The organism is Stenotrophomonas sp. T8, from assembly GCF_051853085.1.
Taxonomy (GTDB): Bacteria; Pseudomonadota; Gammaproteobacteria; order Xanthomonadales; family Xanthomonadaceae; genus Stenotrophomonas; species Stenotrophomonas sepilia.
The window spans coordinates 4,269,261-4,287,447 of record NZ_CP195329.1 but is presented as its reverse complement, the minus strand read 5'-3'; the positions used below and the strand labels follow the sequence as shown (position 1 = coordinate 4,287,447).

Annotated in this window: 14 protein-coding genes and 1 riboswitch; of the genes, 9 read left to right on the top strand and 5 right to left on the bottom strand. The window is 67.6% G+C overall.

The window, feature by feature from the left end; translation table 11 throughout:
• Positions 1-94: 94 nt before the first annotated feature.
• Together ACSDHM_RS19765 and ACSDHM_RS19760 are read right to left on the bottom strand one after the other, a co-directional pair.
• Positions 95-412, bottom strand: coding sequence for a DUF4156 domain-containing protein (locus tag ACSDHM_RS19765; protein ID WP_005407628.1), 318 nt, complete (start codon positions 410-412; stop codon positions 95-97).
• Positions 413-564: 152 nt separating this feature from the next.
• The gene (locus ACSDHM_RS19760) at positions 565-3,414 is read right to left on the bottom strand and encodes a M16 family metallopeptidase (RefSeq protein WP_439426521.1); all 2,850 of its coding nucleotides are present in this window, start codon (positions 3,412-3,414) and stop codon (positions 565-567) included.
• Positions 3,415-3,830: 416 nt separating this feature from the next.
• On the opposite strand from ACSDHM_RS19760, the gene ACSDHM_RS19755 reads away from it, so the two are divergent.
• Entirely contained in the window at positions 3,831-4,307 is a 477-nt protein-coding gene (locus ACSDHM_RS19755; RefSeq protein WP_014035556.1) for a hypothetical protein, read from the top strand.
• A 69-nt stretch (positions 4,308-4,376) separates the two neighbouring features.
• Positions 4,377-4,856, top strand: a complete 480-nt coding sequence (locus ACSDHM_RS19750) for a tRNA (cytidine(34)-2'-O)-methyltransferase (protein WP_061479351.1) — start codon at positions 4,377-4,379, stop codon at positions 4,854-4,856.
• 303 nt (positions 4,857-5,159) lie between these two features.
• Here the strand turns inward: ACSDHM_RS19750 and ACSDHM_RS19745 are convergent, their stop codons facing one another.
• Both ACSDHM_RS19745 and ACSDHM_RS19740 read right to left on the bottom strand, forming a co-directional pair.
• Complete coding sequence (locus tag ACSDHM_RS19745; RefSeq protein ID WP_143592516.1) at positions 5,160-5,645, bottom strand: hypothetical protein; 486 nt, start codon at positions 5,643-5,645, stop codon at positions 5,160-5,162.
• Positions 5,646-5,726: 81 nt separating this feature from the next.
• Entirely contained in the window at positions 5,727-6,890 is a 1,164-nt protein-coding gene (locus ACSDHM_RS19740) for an acyl-CoA dehydrogenase family protein (protein ID WP_024956299.1), read from the bottom strand.
• Positions 6,891-7,147: 257 nt separating this feature from the next.
• Between ACSDHM_RS19740 and ACSDHM_RS19735 the strand changes: the two genes are divergently transcribed.
• Positions 7,148-8,824, top strand: coding sequence for an electron transfer flavoprotein-ubiquinone oxidoreductase (locus tag ACSDHM_RS19735; protein WP_061479353.1), 1,677 nt, complete (start codon positions 7,148-7,150; stop codon positions 8,822-8,824).
• 65 nt (positions 8,825-8,889) lie between these two features.
• Complete coding sequence (locus tag ACSDHM_RS19730) at positions 8,890-9,291, top strand: c-type cytochrome (protein ID WP_053497753.1); 402 nt, start codon at positions 8,890-8,892, stop codon at positions 9,289-9,291.
• Here ACSDHM_RS19730 and ACSDHM_RS19725 read toward each other — a convergent pair.
• Positions 9,285-12,884, bottom strand: a complete 3,600-nt coding sequence (locus ACSDHM_RS19725) for an ATP-binding protein (protein ID WP_088496700.1) — start codon at positions 12,882-12,884, stop codon at positions 9,285-9,287. The genes ACSDHM_RS19730 and ACSDHM_RS19725 overlap by 7 nt on opposite strands.
• 75 nt (positions 12,885-12,959) lie before the next feature.
• Here ACSDHM_RS19725 and ACSDHM_RS19720 point away from each other — a divergent pair, with 75 nt between their 5' ends.
• The 5 genes from ACSDHM_RS19720 (at position 12,960) to ACSDHM_RS19700 (ending at position 18,179) form a co-directional block, all read left to right on the top strand.
• Positions 12,960-13,598 carry a response regulator transcription factor gene (locus tag ACSDHM_RS19720; protein WP_005420808.1) on the top strand — a complete coding sequence of 213 codons (639 nt, stop codon included), beginning with the start codon at positions 12,960-12,962 and terminating at the stop codon, positions 13,596-13,598.
• Positions 13,595-13,885 carry a hypothetical protein gene (locus ACSDHM_RS19715; RefSeq protein ID WP_439426520.1) on the top strand — a complete coding sequence of 97 codons (291 nt, stop codon included), beginning with the start codon at positions 13,595-13,597 and terminating at the stop codon, positions 13,883-13,885. Before ACSDHM_RS19720 ends, ACSDHM_RS19715 begins: the two co-directional genes overlap by 4 nt.
• Before the next feature lie 179 nt (positions 13,886-14,064).
• The gene (locus ACSDHM_RS19710) at positions 14,065-14,472 is read left to right on the top strand and encodes a glycine zipper 2TM domain-containing protein (protein ID WP_088496698.1); all 408 of its coding nucleotides are present in this window, start codon (positions 14,065-14,067) and stop codon (positions 14,470-14,472) included.
• A 128-nt stretch (positions 14,473-14,600) separates the two neighbouring features.
• Entirely contained in the window at positions 14,601-15,725 is a 1,125-nt protein-coding gene (locus ACSDHM_RS19705; RefSeq protein WP_072167329.1) for a phosphotransferase enzyme family protein, read from the top strand.
• 98 nt (positions 15,726-15,823) lie between these two features.
• Positions 15,824-15,919, top strand: a riboswitch (TPP riboswitch).
• A gap of 70 nt (positions 15,920-15,989) precedes the next feature.
• On the top strand, positions 15,990-18,179 hold the full coding sequence (locus ACSDHM_RS19700; RefSeq protein ID WP_072167330.1) for a TonB-dependent receptor: 2,190 nt from the start codon (positions 15,990-15,992) through the stop codon (positions 18,177-18,179).
• Positions 18,180-18,187 lie beyond the last annotated feature (8 nt).

Genomic DNA, 18,187 nt, shown 5'->3' with positions numbered 1-18,187 from the left:
GCGCCAAGGCTCAGGCAAAAGGGGGCGCTATTCTATAACCCCCGGGCTTTCACCGCATCTTTACGAATTCAGCCTCGGCCGTATGGTGAAGCGTTCAGCGCGGCGGGCACTGGAACGCGGCGAAGCGCTGGCTGCCATCGGCGGGGGCCGCAGCGGCCTGGACGGCATTGGCACCGGCGCTCGGGGCCTCGTTGCGGGCCAGGGTTTCCAGCTCTTCCTGCACCCGCAGCGGGTTGCGGTTGTAGAAGCCGACCTTGCTCTTCACGGTGACCACCACCTCGCCCTTGGCGATGCAGCCGGCCGGAACCGGCCCTGCCGGCAGCACGCGGGTTGCCTTGCCGGCCGGTTCGATCGGCACCCAGGTACAGGCGGTGACGGTGAGCAGCAGGGAGGAAAGCAGCAGAACGCGCATGGGCAGATCCTGGAAGGGTATGGGGGGATTCTGCCTGAACAGCCTGAATCGGGGGTAGCCGGGGCTCTGACCCCGGATGCATGACGGGGTTGCCGGCCAGCGGCCGGCACTACCTGGGGAGGCCTGCCCGCCAGGGCGGGCAGGCACATCCCTTATTTCTTGACCGGGTTGCCTTCGGCGTCGATCACCGTCACCTCGCCCAGGTTCAGCGCGCGCACGGCCGCTTCGGTCTGCTTGAGGTCACCCACCACCACCCAGGTCAGGGCCTGCGGCTTGATCTCGGCGGCGGCCTGCTGCACCTGCGCCGGGGTCATCGCCTCGATCTCGGCCTTGCGCCGCAGCACATAGTCGTCCGGGCGCTTGAACTGCACGATCGAACCGATGGTCGACGCCACCGCACTGGCGGTCTCGTAGGCACCGGGCAGGCTCAGGGTCTGGATGTTGCGGATGCGGTTGACCTCGGCAGCGGTGGCCGGCTTGCTGCCATCGGCGAACGCGGCGATTTCCTTGCGCATTTCCGCCAGTGCCGGGCCGGTCTTGTCGATCTGCACCGGCGCGCTGGCCATCCACGGGCGCTGGCCCACCGAATTGACCGCGCTGCTGCGCGCACCGTACGACCAGTGCTTGTCCTCGCGCAGGTTCATGTTCAGGCGCGAGGTGAAGTCGCCGCCGATCACGCCGTTGGCGATGTCGAAGCGGGTCGAGCTGGTGGCGCTGGAAGGTGCCACCACCTGGCCGGCAAACAGGTTGGCCTGTACCGCGCCCGGCTGGTCGATCAGGAACACGCGCGGGCCCTTCGGCAGCGCAACGTCGGTGGCCGCCTTCACCTGCGGGGCCTCGCCACTGGCCTTCCAGTCGCCCAGCTGCTTGTCCAGCAGCGGCACGATCTCGGCCAGGGTGGTGTCGCCGACCACGATCAGGGTGCCGTTCTGCGGGCGCAGCCAGTCGTGGTGGAAGTCGACCAGGTCCTCGCGGGTCAGGCCGTTGATCGCCGCCTCGTCACCGCTACCGGTGAACGGAATGGCATACGGGTGGCCCTTGCCGTACAGCAGCGGGGGCAGCACGCGCATCGCCACCGCACCCGGGTTGACCTTCTCCTGCTGGATGCCCGCGATCCAGCTCGCCTTGACCCGGTCGATCTCGCCCTGCTCGAAGCGCGGCTCGCGCAGCAGGTCGCGGTACAGCGCCAGCGACGGCACCAGGTTTTCCTTCAGCGCCGACAGGTCCACGCTCATCGAGTCCAGGCCGGCCGAGGCATCCAGGCTGGCGCCCAGCGCATCCGCGGCGTCGGCGAAGGCCAGCGAGCCCAGCTTGCCGGCGCCTTCGGTCATCAGGCTCATGGTGAAGTTGGCGGTGCCCGGCTTGCGGCCCTGGTCGGCACTGAAGCCGCCCGGGAACTGGTAGCTGAACTGCACCACCGGAATCTCGTGGCGCTCGGCCAGGATCACCTGGGTACCGTTCTTCAGCGTCGCGCGCTGCAGCGCCGGGAACTTCAGCTGCGGGAACTCGCGGGTCTGCGGCACGCCGGCCTTGCGGTCGACCTGCTCGGGCAGGGTGCTGTACTTCGGGTCCACCGCCGGCACGGTGAACGGCTTCGGCGCCTGGCTCGGGTCTTCCTTCAGCGCCACGCGCTCACCCGGTGCGATCACCAGGGTGTGGCTGCCCTTGTCCAGCCACTGCGCGCCGAGCCGGCTCAGATCAGCAGCACTGGCCTTCTCGATGTTGGCCAGCGAGGTACGGAAGCAGCCCGGGTCGCCGGTGAACACCGCACATTCTGCAAGGGCGTCGGCCTTGCCGCCGAAGCCACCGATGCGCTCGATGCCGCGGATGAAGCCGGCGCGGGCACCGGTCTTGGCACGCTCCAGTTCGGCCGCGGTCGGGCCCTGCTTGATCAGCCGGTCCAGTTCCTCGTCGATGATCTTCTCGACCTTGGCCGGGTCCTGGCCCTGCTTGACCGTCGCCATGATCACGAAGTTCGAGCCCAACTGCGAGGTCGACAGGCCCGACGCGATGCTGTCCACCAGCTTGTCCTGGTGCTGCAGGCGCTGGCTCAGGCGCGAAGACTTCGCACCGCCCAGCACCTGCGCGAACAACTGCAGCTGATCGACCTCGATGGTGCCGACCTGCGGCACGTTCCAGGCGCGGTAGATGCGCGCCTGCGGCACCTTGTCGGTCATCGTCTCGCGCGTGTCGGCACTACGCTTGGCCACGTTCACCGCCGGCTGCGCCATGGTCGGGCCGGCCGGGATGCTGCCGAAGTACCTGGCGACCTTTTCCTTGGCGGTGGCCAGGTCGATGTCGCCAGCCAGCACCAGCACCGCGTTGTTCGGGCCGTACCAGGTACGGAACCAGGTCTTCACGTCATCCAGCGACGCCGCGTTCAGATCGTTCATCGACCCGATCACGCCGTGGTGGTACGGGTGGCCCACCGGGTACAGCGCCTTGTTGAGCTGGTCCCAGGCCTGGCCGTAGGGCTGGTTCTCGCCCTGGCGCTTCTCGTTCTGCACCACGCCACGCTGCTCGTCCAGCGCGGCCTGGTCGATCGCACCGACCAGATGGCCCATGCGGTCCGATTCCATCCACAGCGCCATGTCCAGCGCGGTGGTCGGCACGTTTTCGAAATAGTTGGTGCGATCGGTGTTGGTGGTGCCGTTCTGGTTGGTGGCACCCACCTGCTTGAACGGTTCGAAGAATTCGCCGTCGTGGTTTTCGCTGCCCTGGAACATCAGGTGTTCGAACAGGTGCGCGAAGCCGGTACGGCCAGCCGGCTCGTCCTTGCTGCCCACGTGGTACCAGACGTTGACCGCAACGATCGGCGCCTTGCGATCGGTATGCACGATCACGCGCACGCCGTTGGGCAGGGTGAACTGCTCGTACGGGATATCGACCTTGGCCGGTGCGGCCGGCTTGGCCGCCAGCGCATGGGAAGGCACAAGCGTGCCCAGGGCGGTGCTGAGGGCGACAGCCAGCAGTGCAGCGCGCGGGCGAAGGGCGAGAGACATATCCGGATCCTTGGTCACGAAGGTGAACCCCGATCCTAGCCTGCGCGCGCGGCGGCCGGAATCGGTCGCCAGTCACTGGGGGTGTTTGCCCAGATGACCATCCAGCCCGACGCCCAGGGGCGCTCTTGAAACGTCACAGACGCCGGCTGAAGGCGTCCGGACAGTGTCCGCGGCTTATCGAATGGACAGGTGTCCGCCCACCGGACACTTTCGGGACCACATAAAAGCCTTGCAAATCAACAACTAAAAGTTGGCACGCGGATTGCTTGGTACTTCCTGCGCCAGGAAGGGCTTCAGACAAAAGCTGACTGAAGACTGAACAAATGCAGGAAATAGAAAATTTCTCTTGCATGCCCAGAATTGGTGTACTACCTTACTACCACACCACTGCTCACCAACACTAAACAGGCCCCGTCATGAACGCCAAGACCATTGCCATCGCCATCGCCCTGATCGCCGGCACCGCGGTTGTTTCGTCGGTGCAGGCCTCCGAATCCATCAAGACCCTGTCCACCGTGCAGGTTCGCCCGGCCGCCGACCAGCTGGCCCAGCAGGCCTGGGAACAGGCCAGCGGCATCCCGACCCTGGCCACCGTGGAAGTGCGCCCGAGCGCAGACCAGCTGGCCGAGCGCAACGGCTACGTCGCCGCCCCGGTCGCCGCCGCGATGCCGATCACCACGCTGGCCTCGGTGGAAGTGCGCCCGAGCCTGGAACAGCGCGTCGCCCTGGCCGCCGAACTGGAAGCCCAGCGCTACGCCGCGACCCTGGCTGCCGCCGCCACCAACGTCGCCAACTCGGTCATCGTCAACCTGCCGGCCCTGCAGGTGCGTCCGAGCGCCGCCGACCTGCAGGCCCTGGCCACCGAAACCGCCCAGGTCCTGCTGCGCCCGTAACCGGTGCCGCCCTGCCCCGCGCAGGGCGTGCGCCGTAAAGGCGGCGGTCGTCGCAGGTACACTGCGCCGATGAATGCCGCGCCCCAGTTCCACGTGATCCTGTTCCAACCGGAAATCCCGCCCAACACGGGCAATGTGATCCGGCTCTGTGCCAACACCGGCGCGCAGCTGCACCTGGTCGAGCCGCTTGGCTTCGCACTGGAAGACAAGCAGCTCAAGCGCGCCGGGCTGGACTACCACGAGTACTCGCGCCTGCAGGTGCACCCCGACCTGGACACCGCGCTGGCGCGGATCGCACCGAATCGGTTGTTCGCACTCAGTACCCGCGCCAGCGTGCGCTACGACAGCGTGGCCTTTGAAGAGGGCGATGCGTTTCTGTTCGGCCCGGAAAGCCGTGGCCTGCCGCAGGACGTGCTCGATGCACTGCCGGATGGCCGCCGCCTGCGCCTGCCGATGCGGCCGGACAACCGCAGCCTCAATCTTTCCAACACCGTTGCGGTGGTGATGTACGAGGCGTGGCGGCAGCATGGGTTTGCCGGTGGCGCGTAGCGCCACGCGTCTCTCTTCTGCCTGATTGTTGCTGTGGCGGGCGCATGCGTTCATGGGCGTTACTTTTCTTTCCGCGCGGAAAGAAAAGTAACCAAAAGAAACGCGCCGCCGTCTGCGAGCTGGTGCTGCGCACCGGTACCCTGCGCTCCTCGGCCCGCCGGGGGACGGCGCGGAACTCGCTGCGCTCAGACACCCGCGCCTCTTCGCCCCCGCCGGACCTGCGGTGCTCGGCTCGCTTCAAGGCGGACCCGACAGCCGCGCAGTAGATCCATGCCATGCGTGGATGCGTTCCGCCTGGATCAATCAGGGGCGCGCGCCATCGCGTTGTCCGGAACGCGTGCGATTGCCCACAGAAGAAAACTCCAGGCCATCAATATCGGCATGCGCACCGCACATGCCCAAGCCCGTTGCCGTCGGGTCGATCCCGCCGGATGAGACTCTCAGTACACCTGCATGTTTCTCGATAGCCACTGTGCCTGGTTCGGACTGATGAATCAGTTTTCCGCCTTCTGGCTTCATATGCAGCACGAAGGAGCAGACGTGCTGCATCGCCTGGGTACTGTGCAGCTCAACCGTATAGCCCAGTGATTCTTCGACAATCGACAGGCTGTCCCTGAACCCATCGCGGCAACTACGTCCGCTGCCCGGTTCGGTACACAGATCGCTCGCCTGCGAATAACTGCCTGCCCATGCCCCATCCCTGTTGCCTGCCCATGCCATCTGCAGCACGGAGGCTTGGAAGAGCAGCGGGAGGCACAACAGCTGCCTCACAGCGGAATTGTTCTTCATTCAGCTTGCATCTCCGGATAGGCGTCCCTTGCCGCCCACCCTACCCGCAATGCCGGCCAGCGGCCGGCACTACCGGTGCACTCAGAACGCGTTGATGCCGGTCAGTTCGCGGCCGATCACCAGCTGGTGCACGGTCTCGGTGCCCTCGTAGGTGATCACCGATTCCAGGTTCAGCGCGTGGCGGATCGCCACGTGCTCGGTGGTGATCCCGGCCCCACCGAGCAGATCGCGACACTCGCGGGCGATGTCAATCGCCATGCGGCAGTTGTTCCACTTGGCCAGGCTGACCTGCTGCGGCTGCAGCTGGCCGGCTTCCTTCAGCCGGCCCAGCTGCAAGGCCAGCAGCTGCGCGGTGGTGATGCGGCGGGCCATCTCGGCCAGCTTGATCTGCGCGCTCTGCGTGGCCGCCAGCGGACGACCAAACAGCACGCGCTCCTTGGCATAGCCCAGCGCTTCATCCAGGCAGGCAATCGCCGCACCGATCGGCCCCCAGCTGATGCCGTAACGGGCCTGGGTCAGGCAGCCCAGCGGCCCCTTCAGGCCCTTCACGTTCGGCAGGCGATGGCTGTCGGGCACGCGCACGTCATCGAAGAACAGCGCGCCGGTCAGCGACGCGCGCAGGCTCATCTTGTGCTTGATCTCCTGCGTCGTGAAGCCGGCCATGCCCTTTTCCAGCACGAAGCCCTGGATGCCGTCCTCGGTCTGTGCCCAGACGATGGCCAGGTCGGCCACCGGGCCGCTGGTGATCCACATCTTGCTGCCGCTGATGCGCCAGTCGCTGCCGTCGCGCACCGCGCGGGTCTTCATGCTGGCCGGGTCGGACCCACCGTGCGCCTCGGTCAGGCCGAAGCAGCCGATCAGTTCGCCGCGTGCCATCGCCGGCAGCCACTGCTGGCGCTGTTCCTCGCTGCCGTACGCGTAGATGGGATACATGCACAGCGAGCTCTGCACCGAAACGAAGCTGCGCAGGCCCGAATCGCCGCGCTCCAGCTCCTGGCAGATCAGGCCATAGCTGACCGCGCCGAGACCACCGCCGCCGTACTCGGTCGGCAGGGTCGCGCCCAGCAGGCCCAACGAGGCGATCTCCGGCACCAGTTCGTCGGGGAAGCGGGCCTGGTCGAAAGCATCGCCGATGATCGGCAGCACGCGCTCGTTGGTGAAGCGGGCGACGCTCTCCTGCACTGCGCGCTCTTCCTCGTTGAGCAGGGAACGGACATCGAACAGATCGTACGGATGCAAAGCCATGGCACTCACGCGCAGTCAGGACCCGGCCATTGTCGGTCATCCGGGCAGAGCGTGCCGACCAAGGTCGGCACCCACCAGAGCTGCAGCACTACGCTGCAATGCAGCAATCGTGGTGTGAACATCGCTGATCTAGCTCGATCACGCGCGTACCGGTACCCTGACACATTCAAACAACCGTTTCGCCCGTGGCCGCACGCGCGATTCCCAGGCACCGCCGGTGGCCCCGATGCCGGCCCTACCCACGAGTCATGCAATCGATGAGCGCTGAAGCCAACGCCCTGCCCCCGCGTGAAGTAATGGAATTCGACGTGGTGATCGTCGGTGCCGGCCCCGCCGGCCTGGCCACCGCGATCCGGCTGCGCCAGCGCGCGATCGAAGCCGGCCGCGAGCTGTCGGTATGCGTGCTGGAGAAGGGTTCCGAGCCGGGCGCGCACGTGCTGTCCGGCGCGGTGATGGATCCGCGCGCGCTGACCGAGCTGTTCCCGGACTGGGCCGAGCGCGGCGCTCCGCTGAAGCAGAAGGTCACCCGCGACGAATTCCTGTTCCTCAGCGAGACCGGCGCGCGCAGCACCCCCAACGCGCTGCTGCCGGAGTGCTTCCACAACGAAGGCAACTACATCATCAGCCTGGGCGAAGTGACCCGCTGGCTGGCGCAGCAGGCCGAGGCGCTGGAGGTTGCGATCTTCCCGGGCTTCGCCGCTGCAGAAGTGCTGTACGGCGACAACGGCGAGGTGATCGGCGTGGCCACCGGCGACATGGGCATCGAGAAGGACGGCAGCATCGGTCCGGCCTTCGAGCGTGGGATGGCGCTGCACGCCAAGTACACGATCTTCGCCGAAGGTGCGCGCGGCCACCTCGGTCGCCAGCTGATCGCCCGCTACAAACTGGACGAAGGCAAGGACCCGCAGGCCTACGGCATCGGCATCAAGGAGCTGTGGCAGATCGACCCGGCCAGGCATGAGCCGGGCCTGGTGGTGCATGCGGCTGGCTGGCCGCTGGACAGCGACACCTACGGCGGCGCGTTCCTGTACCACGCCGACGGCGGCAAGGTCGCCATTGGTTACGTGGTCGGCCTGGACTACAGGAACCCGTGGCTGAGCCCGTTCGAGGAGTTCCAGCGTTTCAAGACCCATCCCTCCATCCGCAAGCACCTGGAGGGCGGCACCCGCATCGGTTACGGCGCCCGTGCGATCACCGCCGGCGGCCTGCTGTCGCTGCCGAAGACGGTGTTCCCCGGGGGGGCGCTGGTCGGCTGCGAGGCCGGCTACCTCAACGCCAGCCGCATCAAGGGCAGCCATGCCGCGATCAAGACCGGCATGCTGTGCGCCGACGCCGCGTTCGACGCGCTGGCCGCCGATCGCCAGCACGATGAACTGAGCGCCTACCCGAAGGCGTTCGAAGCCAGCTGGCTGTTCACCGAACTGCAGCAGGCCAAGAACTTCAAGCAGTGGTTCAAGAAGGGCCAGACCGTTGCCACGCTGATGACCGGCGTGGAGCAGTGGCTGCTGCCGAAGCTGGGCGTGCGCAACCCGCCGTGGACCCTGCACCGCACCCAGCCGGACCACGCCTGCCTGGAGCCGGCGTCGCAGCACACCCGCATCGCCTACCCCAAGCCCGATGGCGTGCTGACCTTCGATCGTCTCAGCTCGGTGTTCCTGAGCAGCACCAACCACGACGAGAACCAGCCCAGCCACCTGACGCTGAAGGATCCGAGCATTCCGGTGAAGGTGAATCTGGCCGAGTACGCCGGTCCCGAAGCCCGTTACTGCCCGGCCGGCGTGTACGAGTTCGTCGGCGACGCCGACAACGCGCGCCTGCAGATCAACGCGCAGAACTGCGTGCACTGCAAGACCTGCGACATCAAGGACCCGACCCAGAACATCGTCTGGGTGACCCCGCAGGGCGGCGGCGGCCCGAACTACTCGGGCATGTGATCGCCCCGGGCTGCGACCACGTGTCGCAGCCCGGCCGCTCCACCGCACCGCTATCCTGCCCGCCCATGCGTGCCTCCCGCCTGCTCACCACCGTTGCCGTGGCCCTGCTTGCCACGGCCTGCCAGCGCCCGCCTGCGGCGCCGGCCACGCCTGAACAGGCCCGGCAGCAGGCCATGCAGCGCGCGTTCGAACTGTGCGCAGGCTGCCACACCGTGCAGCCTGGCGGCATCCACCGCTTCGGCCCCAACCTGCACGGCGTGATCGGCCGTCGCGCCGGCAGCCTGCCCGATTACGGCTATTCCGACGGCATGCGTCGCGCCGACATCACCTGGAGCGCGCAGACCCTGGACGCGTTCCTGCAGTCGCCCACCCACGTGGTGCCCGGCACGCGCATGTACAACGCCTTTCCCAGCGCCGAACGCCGCGCGCTGGTGATCGCCTACCTGCAACAGCAGTCGGCTCAGTGACCCAATCGCTGCAGCTGGTGCTGCAGGCGCTCCACGAACGCCGTTACAGCGGCGAACACCGGTGCCGGATCGGCCTCGGTCGCATCCTGCAGGCGCTCGACCAGCGCGTTGGCCTGCCCGGCCAGTGCGCTTGCCCCGATCGCCCCCAGACCGCCCGCCTGGCGATGCAGGTGGAGCGCCGCAGTCTCGCGGTCACCGGCCCGCACGGCGCGCTGCACCGCCGCCAGATCACTTTCACTGGCCTGCAGCAGGCTGTCGCGCAGCTGCTCGGCCACGGCGCGCGAGCCATAGCGCTGCTGCAGGGTGGCCAGATCAGGCAGCACTTCAGCGTCGTCGGCGACAGTCTCCTGCACGGGCGCATCGAACGACTGACCCTGTGCCTGCGGCAGCCAGCGCAGCAGCGCGGTGCGCAGCGTGGCCAGCGACAGCGGCTTGGCCAGCACCTCGTCCATGCCGGCCTCGCGGCAGCGGCGCGCATCGTCGTCCAGCACGCTGGCGGTCAGCGCCAGCACCGTCAGCCGCGGCTGGCCGGTACGGCCCTCGCGCTCGCGCAGCAGGCGGGTGAAACCGAAGCCGTCGAGTACCGGCATGCGGCAGTCGGTAATGACCAGATCGAAGGCCTCCGATGACAAGCGGTCCAGTGCCTGCTGGCCATCGCCCAGCAGCACATGGGGTACGCCCAGCTGCTGCAGCCGCCACGCCATCATCGCCTGGTTGGTCGGGTGATCCTCGATCACCAGCACGCGTGCCTCGCGCAGCGCCGGCGGCAGCAGCGCCGCCTGCTCCTGCTCCGCAACCAGCGCTTCAACGTCACCCCTGCCTGCCTCCACCAGCGCCAGCCGCACCTCGGCGCGGGTGCCCTCGCCCAGCGTGCTGTGCAACTCCAGCTCGCCGCCCATCATCTGCACCAGGCGCTGGCAGATGCTCAGGCCGAGGCCGGTACCACCATGGTCGCGCTGGATGTAGGCACCGGCCTGGGTGAACGGCGCAAACAGGTGCCGCAGCTGTTCCGGTGCGATCCCGGTGCCGGTGTCGGTGACGCTCAGGCACAGCGGCTGGCTGCCGTCTTCGGCGGTCGGGCCCAGTACCTCCAGCTGCAGCCGCACTTCGCCGCGTGCAGTGAACTTGATGGCATTGCTGAGCAGGTTGAACACGATCTGGCGCAGGCGCACGCCATCCACTTCGTGCGCTGCCGCCAGCTGAGGGTCGATCTGCACGTGCAGCTCCAGCCCGCGTGCACTGGCCTGCGCCGACATCAACCGGCACACGCTTTCCAGCAGGGGCCGCAGCGGTTGCGGCACCGGCTCCAGGCGCAGTGCACCCGCTTCCAGCCGCGAGTAATCGAGGATGTCGTCGAGGATCTGCCGCAGCATCTGCGCCGAATCCTCGATCACGCCGAGGATGCGCTGCTGCTCGCTGTCCAGCGGTGAGTGCGCCAGCACCTCCAGCATGCCCAGCACGCCGCTCATCGGCGTACGGATCTCGTGGCTCATCGTGGCCAGGAAACGCGATTTGGCCTCAGCGGCCTGCTCGGCGTCCGCCTTCGCCGCCGCCAGTGCATCGGCCTGCATCCGGGCTTCGCTTACATCCACCCAGTACCCGCTCCAGATCACCGCGCCTTCTTCGGCGGCGTAGGGATGGGCCTGGCTGCGCACCCAGCGCACGCCTTCCCCGTCGCTGCGCAGGCGGAACTCCAGGATCAACGGCGCGAACTGGTGCGCGGCCTGCTCGATGGAATGCAGGATGCGCGCGCGGTCCTCCTGCTCGACGCGTTCCAGCAACACCCTCGCATCCTGTTCGGCCTGCTGCCGGGTGATGCCGAACAACGCAGGCAGGTCGCCGGCGATGAACGGGAAGCTCAGCGTGCCATCGGCATCGCGGCGGGCCTGGTAGACCACCGCCGGCAGGTTGTCGGTCACCTCGGCCAGGCGCTGCTCCAGCTGGCGGCGTCCTGCCACCTCACGGCGCAGCCGCCAATGGCCCACGCCATGCACCAGCAGTGCGGTCAGCAGCACCATCAGCACGGGCACGCCCCACCGCAGCAGATTGCTCCAGTCGACCCCATTGCGGTACTCCACCGCCAGCCAGGCGCTGCGCAGCGCCTCGCGCTTGCGTGGGGTCATCTGCAGCAGCAGGCGATCGAAGGTCGTGGCCAGGGCCGCATGGCGGCGATCCACTGCCAGCGCCAGCTGGTCGTTGAAACCGGCCGGAGCCGCGACCTGCATCCGCCCCGGGAAACGGCTGCGCAGCAGGTGATCGACCACGGCAAGGTTGCCGACATAGGCATCGGCTTCACCCTCAAGCAGGCGCTGCAGCGCCTGCTCGGCACTCCGCGCAGCAATGATCCGGGCCTGCGGCGCCTGTTGCTGCACATAGCCACGCACGCGCTCCGGGTCGGACAGCAGCACGCGCTTGCCCTGCAAGTCGGCCAGGCCCAGCAGCGACTCGCCATCGCTCCTGACCACAATCACGTTCGGCACGCTGATGAAGGGCTGGCTGAACACCCAGTCCGGGCCCAGGTAGCGCGAATCAACGGGTATGCCCATCACCGCCTGCAGTTCACCGCGGCGGGCCTTCTCACGCACCTCGTACCAGTCGTGGCTGTTCTCGACCTTCAGGTTGGCACCGGCCTGCATCAGGCGCTGCAGGTACTCGCTGGCCAGGCCACTGGGCCGGCCATCCTCGCCGGTGAACGACAGGGGCGCGGCATTCGGCGCGAAACCGATCATCAGCGGCTGCTCCAGCACACGCTTCTCGGCCTGGCTCAGCGCCAGCTGCGCCGATGCCGACCAGTGCGGCGGTGACAACCAGCGTTGTGCGAGGGCATCGCGCTGGGCCTGGCTGGTCGCGGCCAGCGCCAGGTCCAGGGCTTCGGCCAGGGGTTGCTTGCTGTTGGGAATGCCGAAGTGCAACCGTTCAGGGGGCAGGTCGCTTGGCCGCAACAGCGCCACGCCCTGCAGGCGCCGGCTGGCAATCAGCTCGGTGGCGACGAAGGCATTGCCGATGTAGACGTCCGCTTTGTCGTCTCTGACCATCTGCAATGCGCTCAACGTGTCGTTTGCGACAAGCTGGCGGGCACGCGGGAATCGGGCGCGCACCTGCGGACCGGTCAGGAAGTCCTGTTCGATCACCACCCTCAGCCCATCCAGATCCGGCATGTCGGAGGCACGCAGGTCATCGGGCCGGCCCACCAGTGCGAGCGGCGCCTCACTGTAGGCGGCGGTATAGACCATGCAGCGGGTGCGGTCAGCACTGAGGCCGACATTCATCACCACGTCGATCTCGCCACGACATGCCGCATCCAGCACGGATGTCCAGTCCGGATAGCGGCGCGCCTCGACCTTCACACCGAGCTGGCGAGCAAGATGCGACAGGTAGTCCGGTCCCAGCCCGACCTGCTCGCCATCACGGAGGGACTCGAAGGGCGGCCAGCCGCTGTCATACTGCCCGACAACGATGGTCGGATGCGCCACCAGGTATTCGCGCTGCAACGGGCTGAGCGGCAGCAGGCCAGGGGCCGGCTGTGCCTGGGCCACGGGCAGCGCCAGCACCGCCAGCAGCAGGAGCAGCCCGCGAACAGCCCACCTACGCATCTGCGTCGATCTCCTAGAATCCTGCCAGGGACCGCGATGGTCGCGGTCCGGCGTGCCCGATGGCCATACTAGAGCATGAGCTTGCGCATCATCATCGCAGACGATCACCCCGTGGTCCGTATCGGTACCCGCGCCGTCATCGAGTCGAGCGGCGTCGGCCGCGTGGTCGGCGAGGCCGACAGCGCGCAGGCGCTGATGACCCTGCTCGCCAGCCAGCCCTGTGACCTGCTGGTCACCGACTACTCCATGCCGGGCAGCCCGCAGGCCGACGGCTTCGCCATGATCGGCATGATCCGCCGCCGCCATCCCGACCTGCCCGTGCTGATGCTCAGCGTCTCCAGCAACCTGGCGATCCTGCGCATGGTGCTCGACAGCGGCGTGCTCGGCCTGGTCGACAAGAGTTCGTCGATGGACGAACTGCCACAGGCCATCCAGTCGGTCTACCGCGGCCAGCCCTACATCAGCCGCAGCCTGCGCGAACGGGTGGAGGCGGCCGGCAGCTGGCGCATGCGCGAGGGCGACGGCAAGCCGCTGTCCCCGCGCGAGGTGGAGGTGCTGCGCTTGCTCGGCACGGGCATGACGGTCAAGGAGATTTCGCTGCTGCTGCACAAGAGCGTCAGCACCATCAGCCGGCAGAAGGGCGATGCGATGCTCAAGCTGGGGCTGAAGGGCGATGCCGAATTGTTCGACTATCTGCGTGACGGGAAAATATGAGACGCGATTCACATAATCGCACCGGCAACAATGCGAGGTCGAAGGAATCGACCGGCGCATGTCCGGCCGCCAGCCGCGTCACCGTGGAGGCGCGGGCCGCCAGCGGGCAGAGCCTGGCGCTTCGCAGCGGTGCGGTACAGAGCGCGCCTGACGTGCTGCAGCCGCAGCAGGAGACCCCGCAGGAGCAGGCGCGGCAGGCCCAGAAAGCGATGGGCGTCGGACATGCCAACGCCTTGGCAGAGAAGGGAGGGGCCACCTCCGCGGCCCTTTTCCTTTCCGCCAGCTGAGCGGCCGCAGCCGCTTTCAGCCTTGCTTCATGCCGCCTGCCGCTAGATGAATGCGCAAGCCGCTCGGTGCACCAGGCAATGTTCCGGCAATGTTGGAACGCCAGCGTGGACATCACGGCAGCCGGGGCGCCCCGCGCCCTCCCTGCCCAGCGTGGCATGCACCTCACAGGAGAACGAACATGCTCAGTACTTCCACACTCAGCTTCCGTGGTCTGGCGATGGCCCTGGCACTGGTTGCCGGTGTCGCCGTGGCCAGCGATGCCAGCGCGATGTCGAGGAAGGACAAGCGCACCCTGGTCGGCGCCGTGGTCGGTGGCGTGGCCGGCAACCTGCTCTCCAACGGCGACCCTGCGGCCACCGTCGGCGGTGCCGTGGCCGGTGGCGCAATCGGCAATCTGACCACCTCCGACCGCCGCGACCGTCGCTATTACGACAATCGCTACTACGACAACCGCTACGACCGCCGATACGATCGTGGCTACTACCGCAGCGGCTACTACAACCGTGGCGACGACCGCCGCTGGCAGCGCGAGCGTTACTACGACAACCGCTACTACCACGACCGCGGTCGCCATCGCGGCTGGTAAGCGGCACGGTGGCGTTACCCTGCCGATGGCAGGGACGGGCGGGTCGATGACCCGCCCGTTTGCGTTGGCCGCGCGCATGGCGTTGAATGCGCAGCCTTGGATGTGACTTTCCCCTCTCGGGCTGCGGCATGACGTCTTCCTCCCACCGCGTGCAGGGCCTCAACAACGACGAGGTCGCTGCCGACTGGCCACCGATCAGCGCGGCGGACATCGCGTGGTTGCGGCAGTGCTATCCGCAGCTGCACAGCGGCAGCCAACCGCGCTGGCACAGCCCGCGGCCGTTGTCGGCTGCCGCCATCGTCGATGGCACGCGCGGCGCGGTGTTCATCAAGCGCCATCACCACAGCGTGCGCAACGCGGCCTGCCTGGAAGAAGAACACCGCTTCATCGCCCATCTCGACGCTGCTGGCGTGCCGGTGGCACAGGTGCTGGCAGCGACCGATGGTCACACCGCGGTCGAACACGGCGAATGGACGTTTGAACTGCACGACGTCGGCGTAGGCGACGACCTGTACCGCGACGCGGTGTCGTGGTCGCTGCTGACCGACGTCGCGCAGGCCCGTGAAGCCGGACGCATGCTGGCCCAGCTGCACCGTGCTGCCGACGGCTACCGCGCGCCCCAGCGCAGCACCCATCTGCTGGTCGCGCGCGATGATCTGATCCGCGCCGACGATCCGGTGGCGGCAATCAAGGCAGGGCTGCACGAGCGCCCCGGCCTGGCCCGCTATCTCGAGCGCATTCCGTGGGAAGCGCAGCTGCAGCACGACGTGCTGCCGTGGCACACGGGCCTGGCCGAGCGCCTGCGCGACGAACCACGGCTGTGGGCGCACAACGACTGGCATGTCTCCAACCTGCTGTGGCGCGACGGGCAGGTCAGCACCGTGCTGGATTTCGGCCTGGCCTCGCCCACCAGCGCACTGTTCGACCTGGCCACCGCCATCGAGCGCAACGCCGTGGCATGGCTGGAGCTGGCGCGCGGCATGGAGGCCGTGCGCGTCGATATCGCGCTGGCGTTGCTCGATGGCTACCGCGAGGTGCTGCCGTTGTCGGCGGCACGCGTGCACCTGCTGGCCGACCTGCTGCCGATGGTGCATTTCGACTTCGCACTGTCCGAAGTGGAGTATTTCGAGGGCGTCACCGGCTCGACCGCCAATGCCGACGTGGCGTGGCAGCCCTTCATGCTTGGCCATCCGGCGTGGTTCCATGCCGCCCCGGGGCAGGCACTGCTGCAGGCCCTGCACGCCGCCGCGTGATCCGGTTGACGCAGCGTTGGAGTCAGATCCCTTTCCGCAGGAAAGGGATCTGACCCTGGGTGGCGCTCGCAAATCCGTACCATTTGTAGTGAAATGGTCACCTGAAGCGGGGGTGCCTGGATCTGCCAGGCTGAGAGAGTCCCTTGGAACCTGATCCGGTTTGCACCGGCGTAGGGAGCTTTGAGCCGCAGCCACACCCCCGTCATGGGTCAGTGCACCTGCGCGCCGTCGCTTCGTCTCCCTTGTTGTCCGAAGACGAACCGAATGAACCGCTGCCTGCGCCCCACCCTGCTCTCCCTCGCCCTCTGCGCTGCGCTGCCGCTGCACGCCAGCGAGGCCGAGGCATCCCCTGATGCGGCTGCCACCGGCGCCGAGCGCTCGCCGACCGAACTGGCGGCGGTGCGCGTGCAGGCCGGCAAGCCGAAGGCCGATACCTCGCGCGTGAACGCCTTCGGTGGCGGTTCTTGGAAGGACACGCCGGCTTCGGTGAACGTGCTCGAGCGCGACTATCTCGACCGCCGCCAGCTACGTTCGCTGTCCGAGCTGGCCAGCAATGATGCCTCGCTGGGTGATGCCTACGCGCCGGTGGGCTACTACCAGAACATCGCCATCCGCGGCTTCGCCCTGGACGCCGCCACCGGCTACCGCTTCAACGGCCTGTCCATCGCCGGCGAACAGCGCCTGGCGCTGGAGAACGTGCAGTCGGTGGAGATCCTCAAGGGTGAAGCCGGCCTGGCGGCAGGGGTGATGGCGCCGGGCGGCATCATCAACTACATCGGCAAGCGCCCGGCCGAAGTGCGCACCGCCACGCTCGGCACCGATTCGGAAGGCTCGCGCTACGTCGCCATCGATGTCGGCCACTGGATCACCCCGCGCTTCGGCCTGCGCCTGAATGCCGCATGGGATTCCAGCAATTCCTACGTCGAGCATGCCGATGGCCGCCGCAACTTCTACTCGCTGGCCGCCGACTGGCTGATCGGCGAGCGCGGCAAGCTGGAAGTGGATGCCAACTACCAGACCAGCGCGCAGCGCTCGGTGTCCGGCTACCAGCTGCTGGGCGCGCGTGACCTGCCGCGCGGTGTCGACCGCGAGCATCTGCTCGGCTACCAGCCGTGGCAGCGCCCGGTGGATATCGCCAGCACCAACATCACCGCGCTGCACACCTACGACTTCAATGAGGCCTGGCAGTCGCGCGTCTCGGTCGGCCACAGCCGCTCGGTGATCGACGACAACGTCGCCTTCGCCTACGGCTGCTACTACGCCGCGCAATGTGCCGATGGCAGCGTGCCGGGCAACTACTTCGCGCCCAACGGCGACTATGACATCTACGACTACCGCAGCCCGGACGACACCCGCCAGAACCAGCAGGCCCGTGCCGAACTGCGTGGCCGCTTCGAGACCGGCAGCATCGGCCACCAGCTGACCGTCGGTGCCGACTACTTCCGCCGCACCGTGGACAGGCGCCCGAGCGTCAACGAGTACGTCGGCACCAGCAACATCCACGAGGCACCGGTGCCGGTGTTCGCGCCGTCGCCGAAGATGCCGGGCCCCTCCGCACGGCGCCTGGACAGTCGCCAGACCGCGTTCTTCGCGCTGGACCGGATCAGCTTCGGTGACGACTGGCAGTGGCTGGCCGGTGGCCGCTTCGTCCGCCTGGACGAGCGCGCCTACGACAAGCGCGGCATCCCGCAGCGGCACAGCCGCCTGTCGCGCTTCCTGCCACAGACTGCGGTGGTGTGGAAAGCCACCGACCAGCTCAACGCCTACGCCAGTTACGTGCGCGGCATTTCGCTGGGCCAGGAAGCGCCGTTCTGGACCAGCAACGCCGACACCTTCCTGCCGTCGGTACAGTCGCGCCAGCTGGAAGTGGGCGTGAAGTACGTGCCGGTCGAAGCGCTGACCCTGGGTGCGGCGGTGTTCCGCATTTCGCAGCCGTACCAGTACGCCAAGCCCGACAACAGCGATGTGGGTTACACCTTCGTCGAGGAAGGCACGCAGACCCACACCGGCCTGGAGCTGACCGCCAACGGCCAGCTGACCGATGCACTGCAGATCGTGGCCAGCGCCAGCGTGCTGCAGGCGCGCGCGCGCGATACCGGCACGCCCACCTATGAAGGCCATCAGCTGGTGAACGTGCCGAAGGTGCGTGCCAGCGTGCACGTGGCCTATGCACTGCCGTTCGTGCAGGGCCTGGATGTCACTGGCGGCTGGCGCTATGCGGGTGCCAACGTGGCGCGCGCCGACGGCGCCGTGCGCGCGCCGGACTACTCGGTGTTCGATGCCGGCCTGCGTTTCCAGCACCGGCTGCACGAGCGTGCGGTGACCTGGAACCTGTCGGTGGACAACGTGTTCAACCGCTTCTACTGGCGTGACACCGGCAGCAGCGGCGGTGACTACTACCTGTTCCCCGGCGCACCGCGACAGGCGCGCCTGTCGGTGACGTTCGCGCTGTGAACGGCGTC

Coding starts and splice junctions, on each gene's coding strand:
- ACSDHM_RS19765 (WP_005407628.1), bottom strand. CDS start 412: ATGCGCGTTCTGCTGCTTTCCTCCCTGCTGCTCACCGTCACCGCCTGT.
- ACSDHM_RS19760 (WP_439426521.1), bottom strand. CDS start 3,414: ATGTCTCTCGCCCTTCGCCCGCGCGCTGCACTGCTGGCTGTCGCCCTC.
- ACSDHM_RS19755 (WP_014035556.1), top strand. CDS start 3,831: ATGAACGCCAAGACCATTGCCATCGCCATCGCCCTGATCGCCGGCACC.
- ACSDHM_RS19750 (WP_061479351.1), top strand. CDS start 4,377: ATGAATGCCGCGCCCCAGTTCCACGTGATCCTGTTCCAACCGGAAATC.
- ACSDHM_RS19745 (WP_143592516.1), bottom strand. CDS start 5,645: ATGAAGAACAATTCCGCTGTGAGGCAGCTGTTGTGCCTCCCGCTGCTC.
- ACSDHM_RS19740 (WP_024956299.1), bottom strand. CDS start 6,890: ATGGCTTTGCATCCGTACGATCTGTTCGATGTCCGTTCCCTGCTCAAC.
- ACSDHM_RS19735 (WP_061479353.1), top strand. CDS start 7,148: ATGAGCGCTGAAGCCAACGCCCTGCCCCCGCGTGAAGTAATGGAATTC.
- ACSDHM_RS19730 (WP_053497753.1), top strand. CDS start 8,890: ATGCGTGCCTCCCGCCTGCTCACCACCGTTGCCGTGGCCCTGCTTGCC.
- ACSDHM_RS19725 (WP_088496700.1), bottom strand. CDS start 12,884: ATGCGTAGGTGGGCTGTTCGCGGGCTGCTCCTGCTGCTGGCGGTGCTG.
- ACSDHM_RS19720 (WP_005420808.1), top strand. CDS start 12,960: ATGAGCTTGCGCATCATCATCGCAGACGATCACCCCGTGGTCCGTATC.
- ACSDHM_RS19715 (WP_439426520.1), top strand. CDS start 13,595: ATGAGACGCGATTCACATAATCGCACCGGCAACAATGCGAGGTCGAAG.
- ACSDHM_RS19710 (WP_088496698.1), top strand. CDS start 14,065: ATGCTCAGTACTTCCACACTCAGCTTCCGTGGTCTGGCGATGGCCCTG.
- ACSDHM_RS19705 (WP_072167329.1), top strand. CDS start 14,601: ATGACGTCTTCCTCCCACCGCGTGCAGGGCCTCAACAACGACGAGGTC.
- ACSDHM_RS19700 (WP_072167330.1), top strand. CDS start 15,990: ATGAACCGCTGCCTGCGCCCCACCCTGCTCTCCCTCGCCCTCTGCGCT.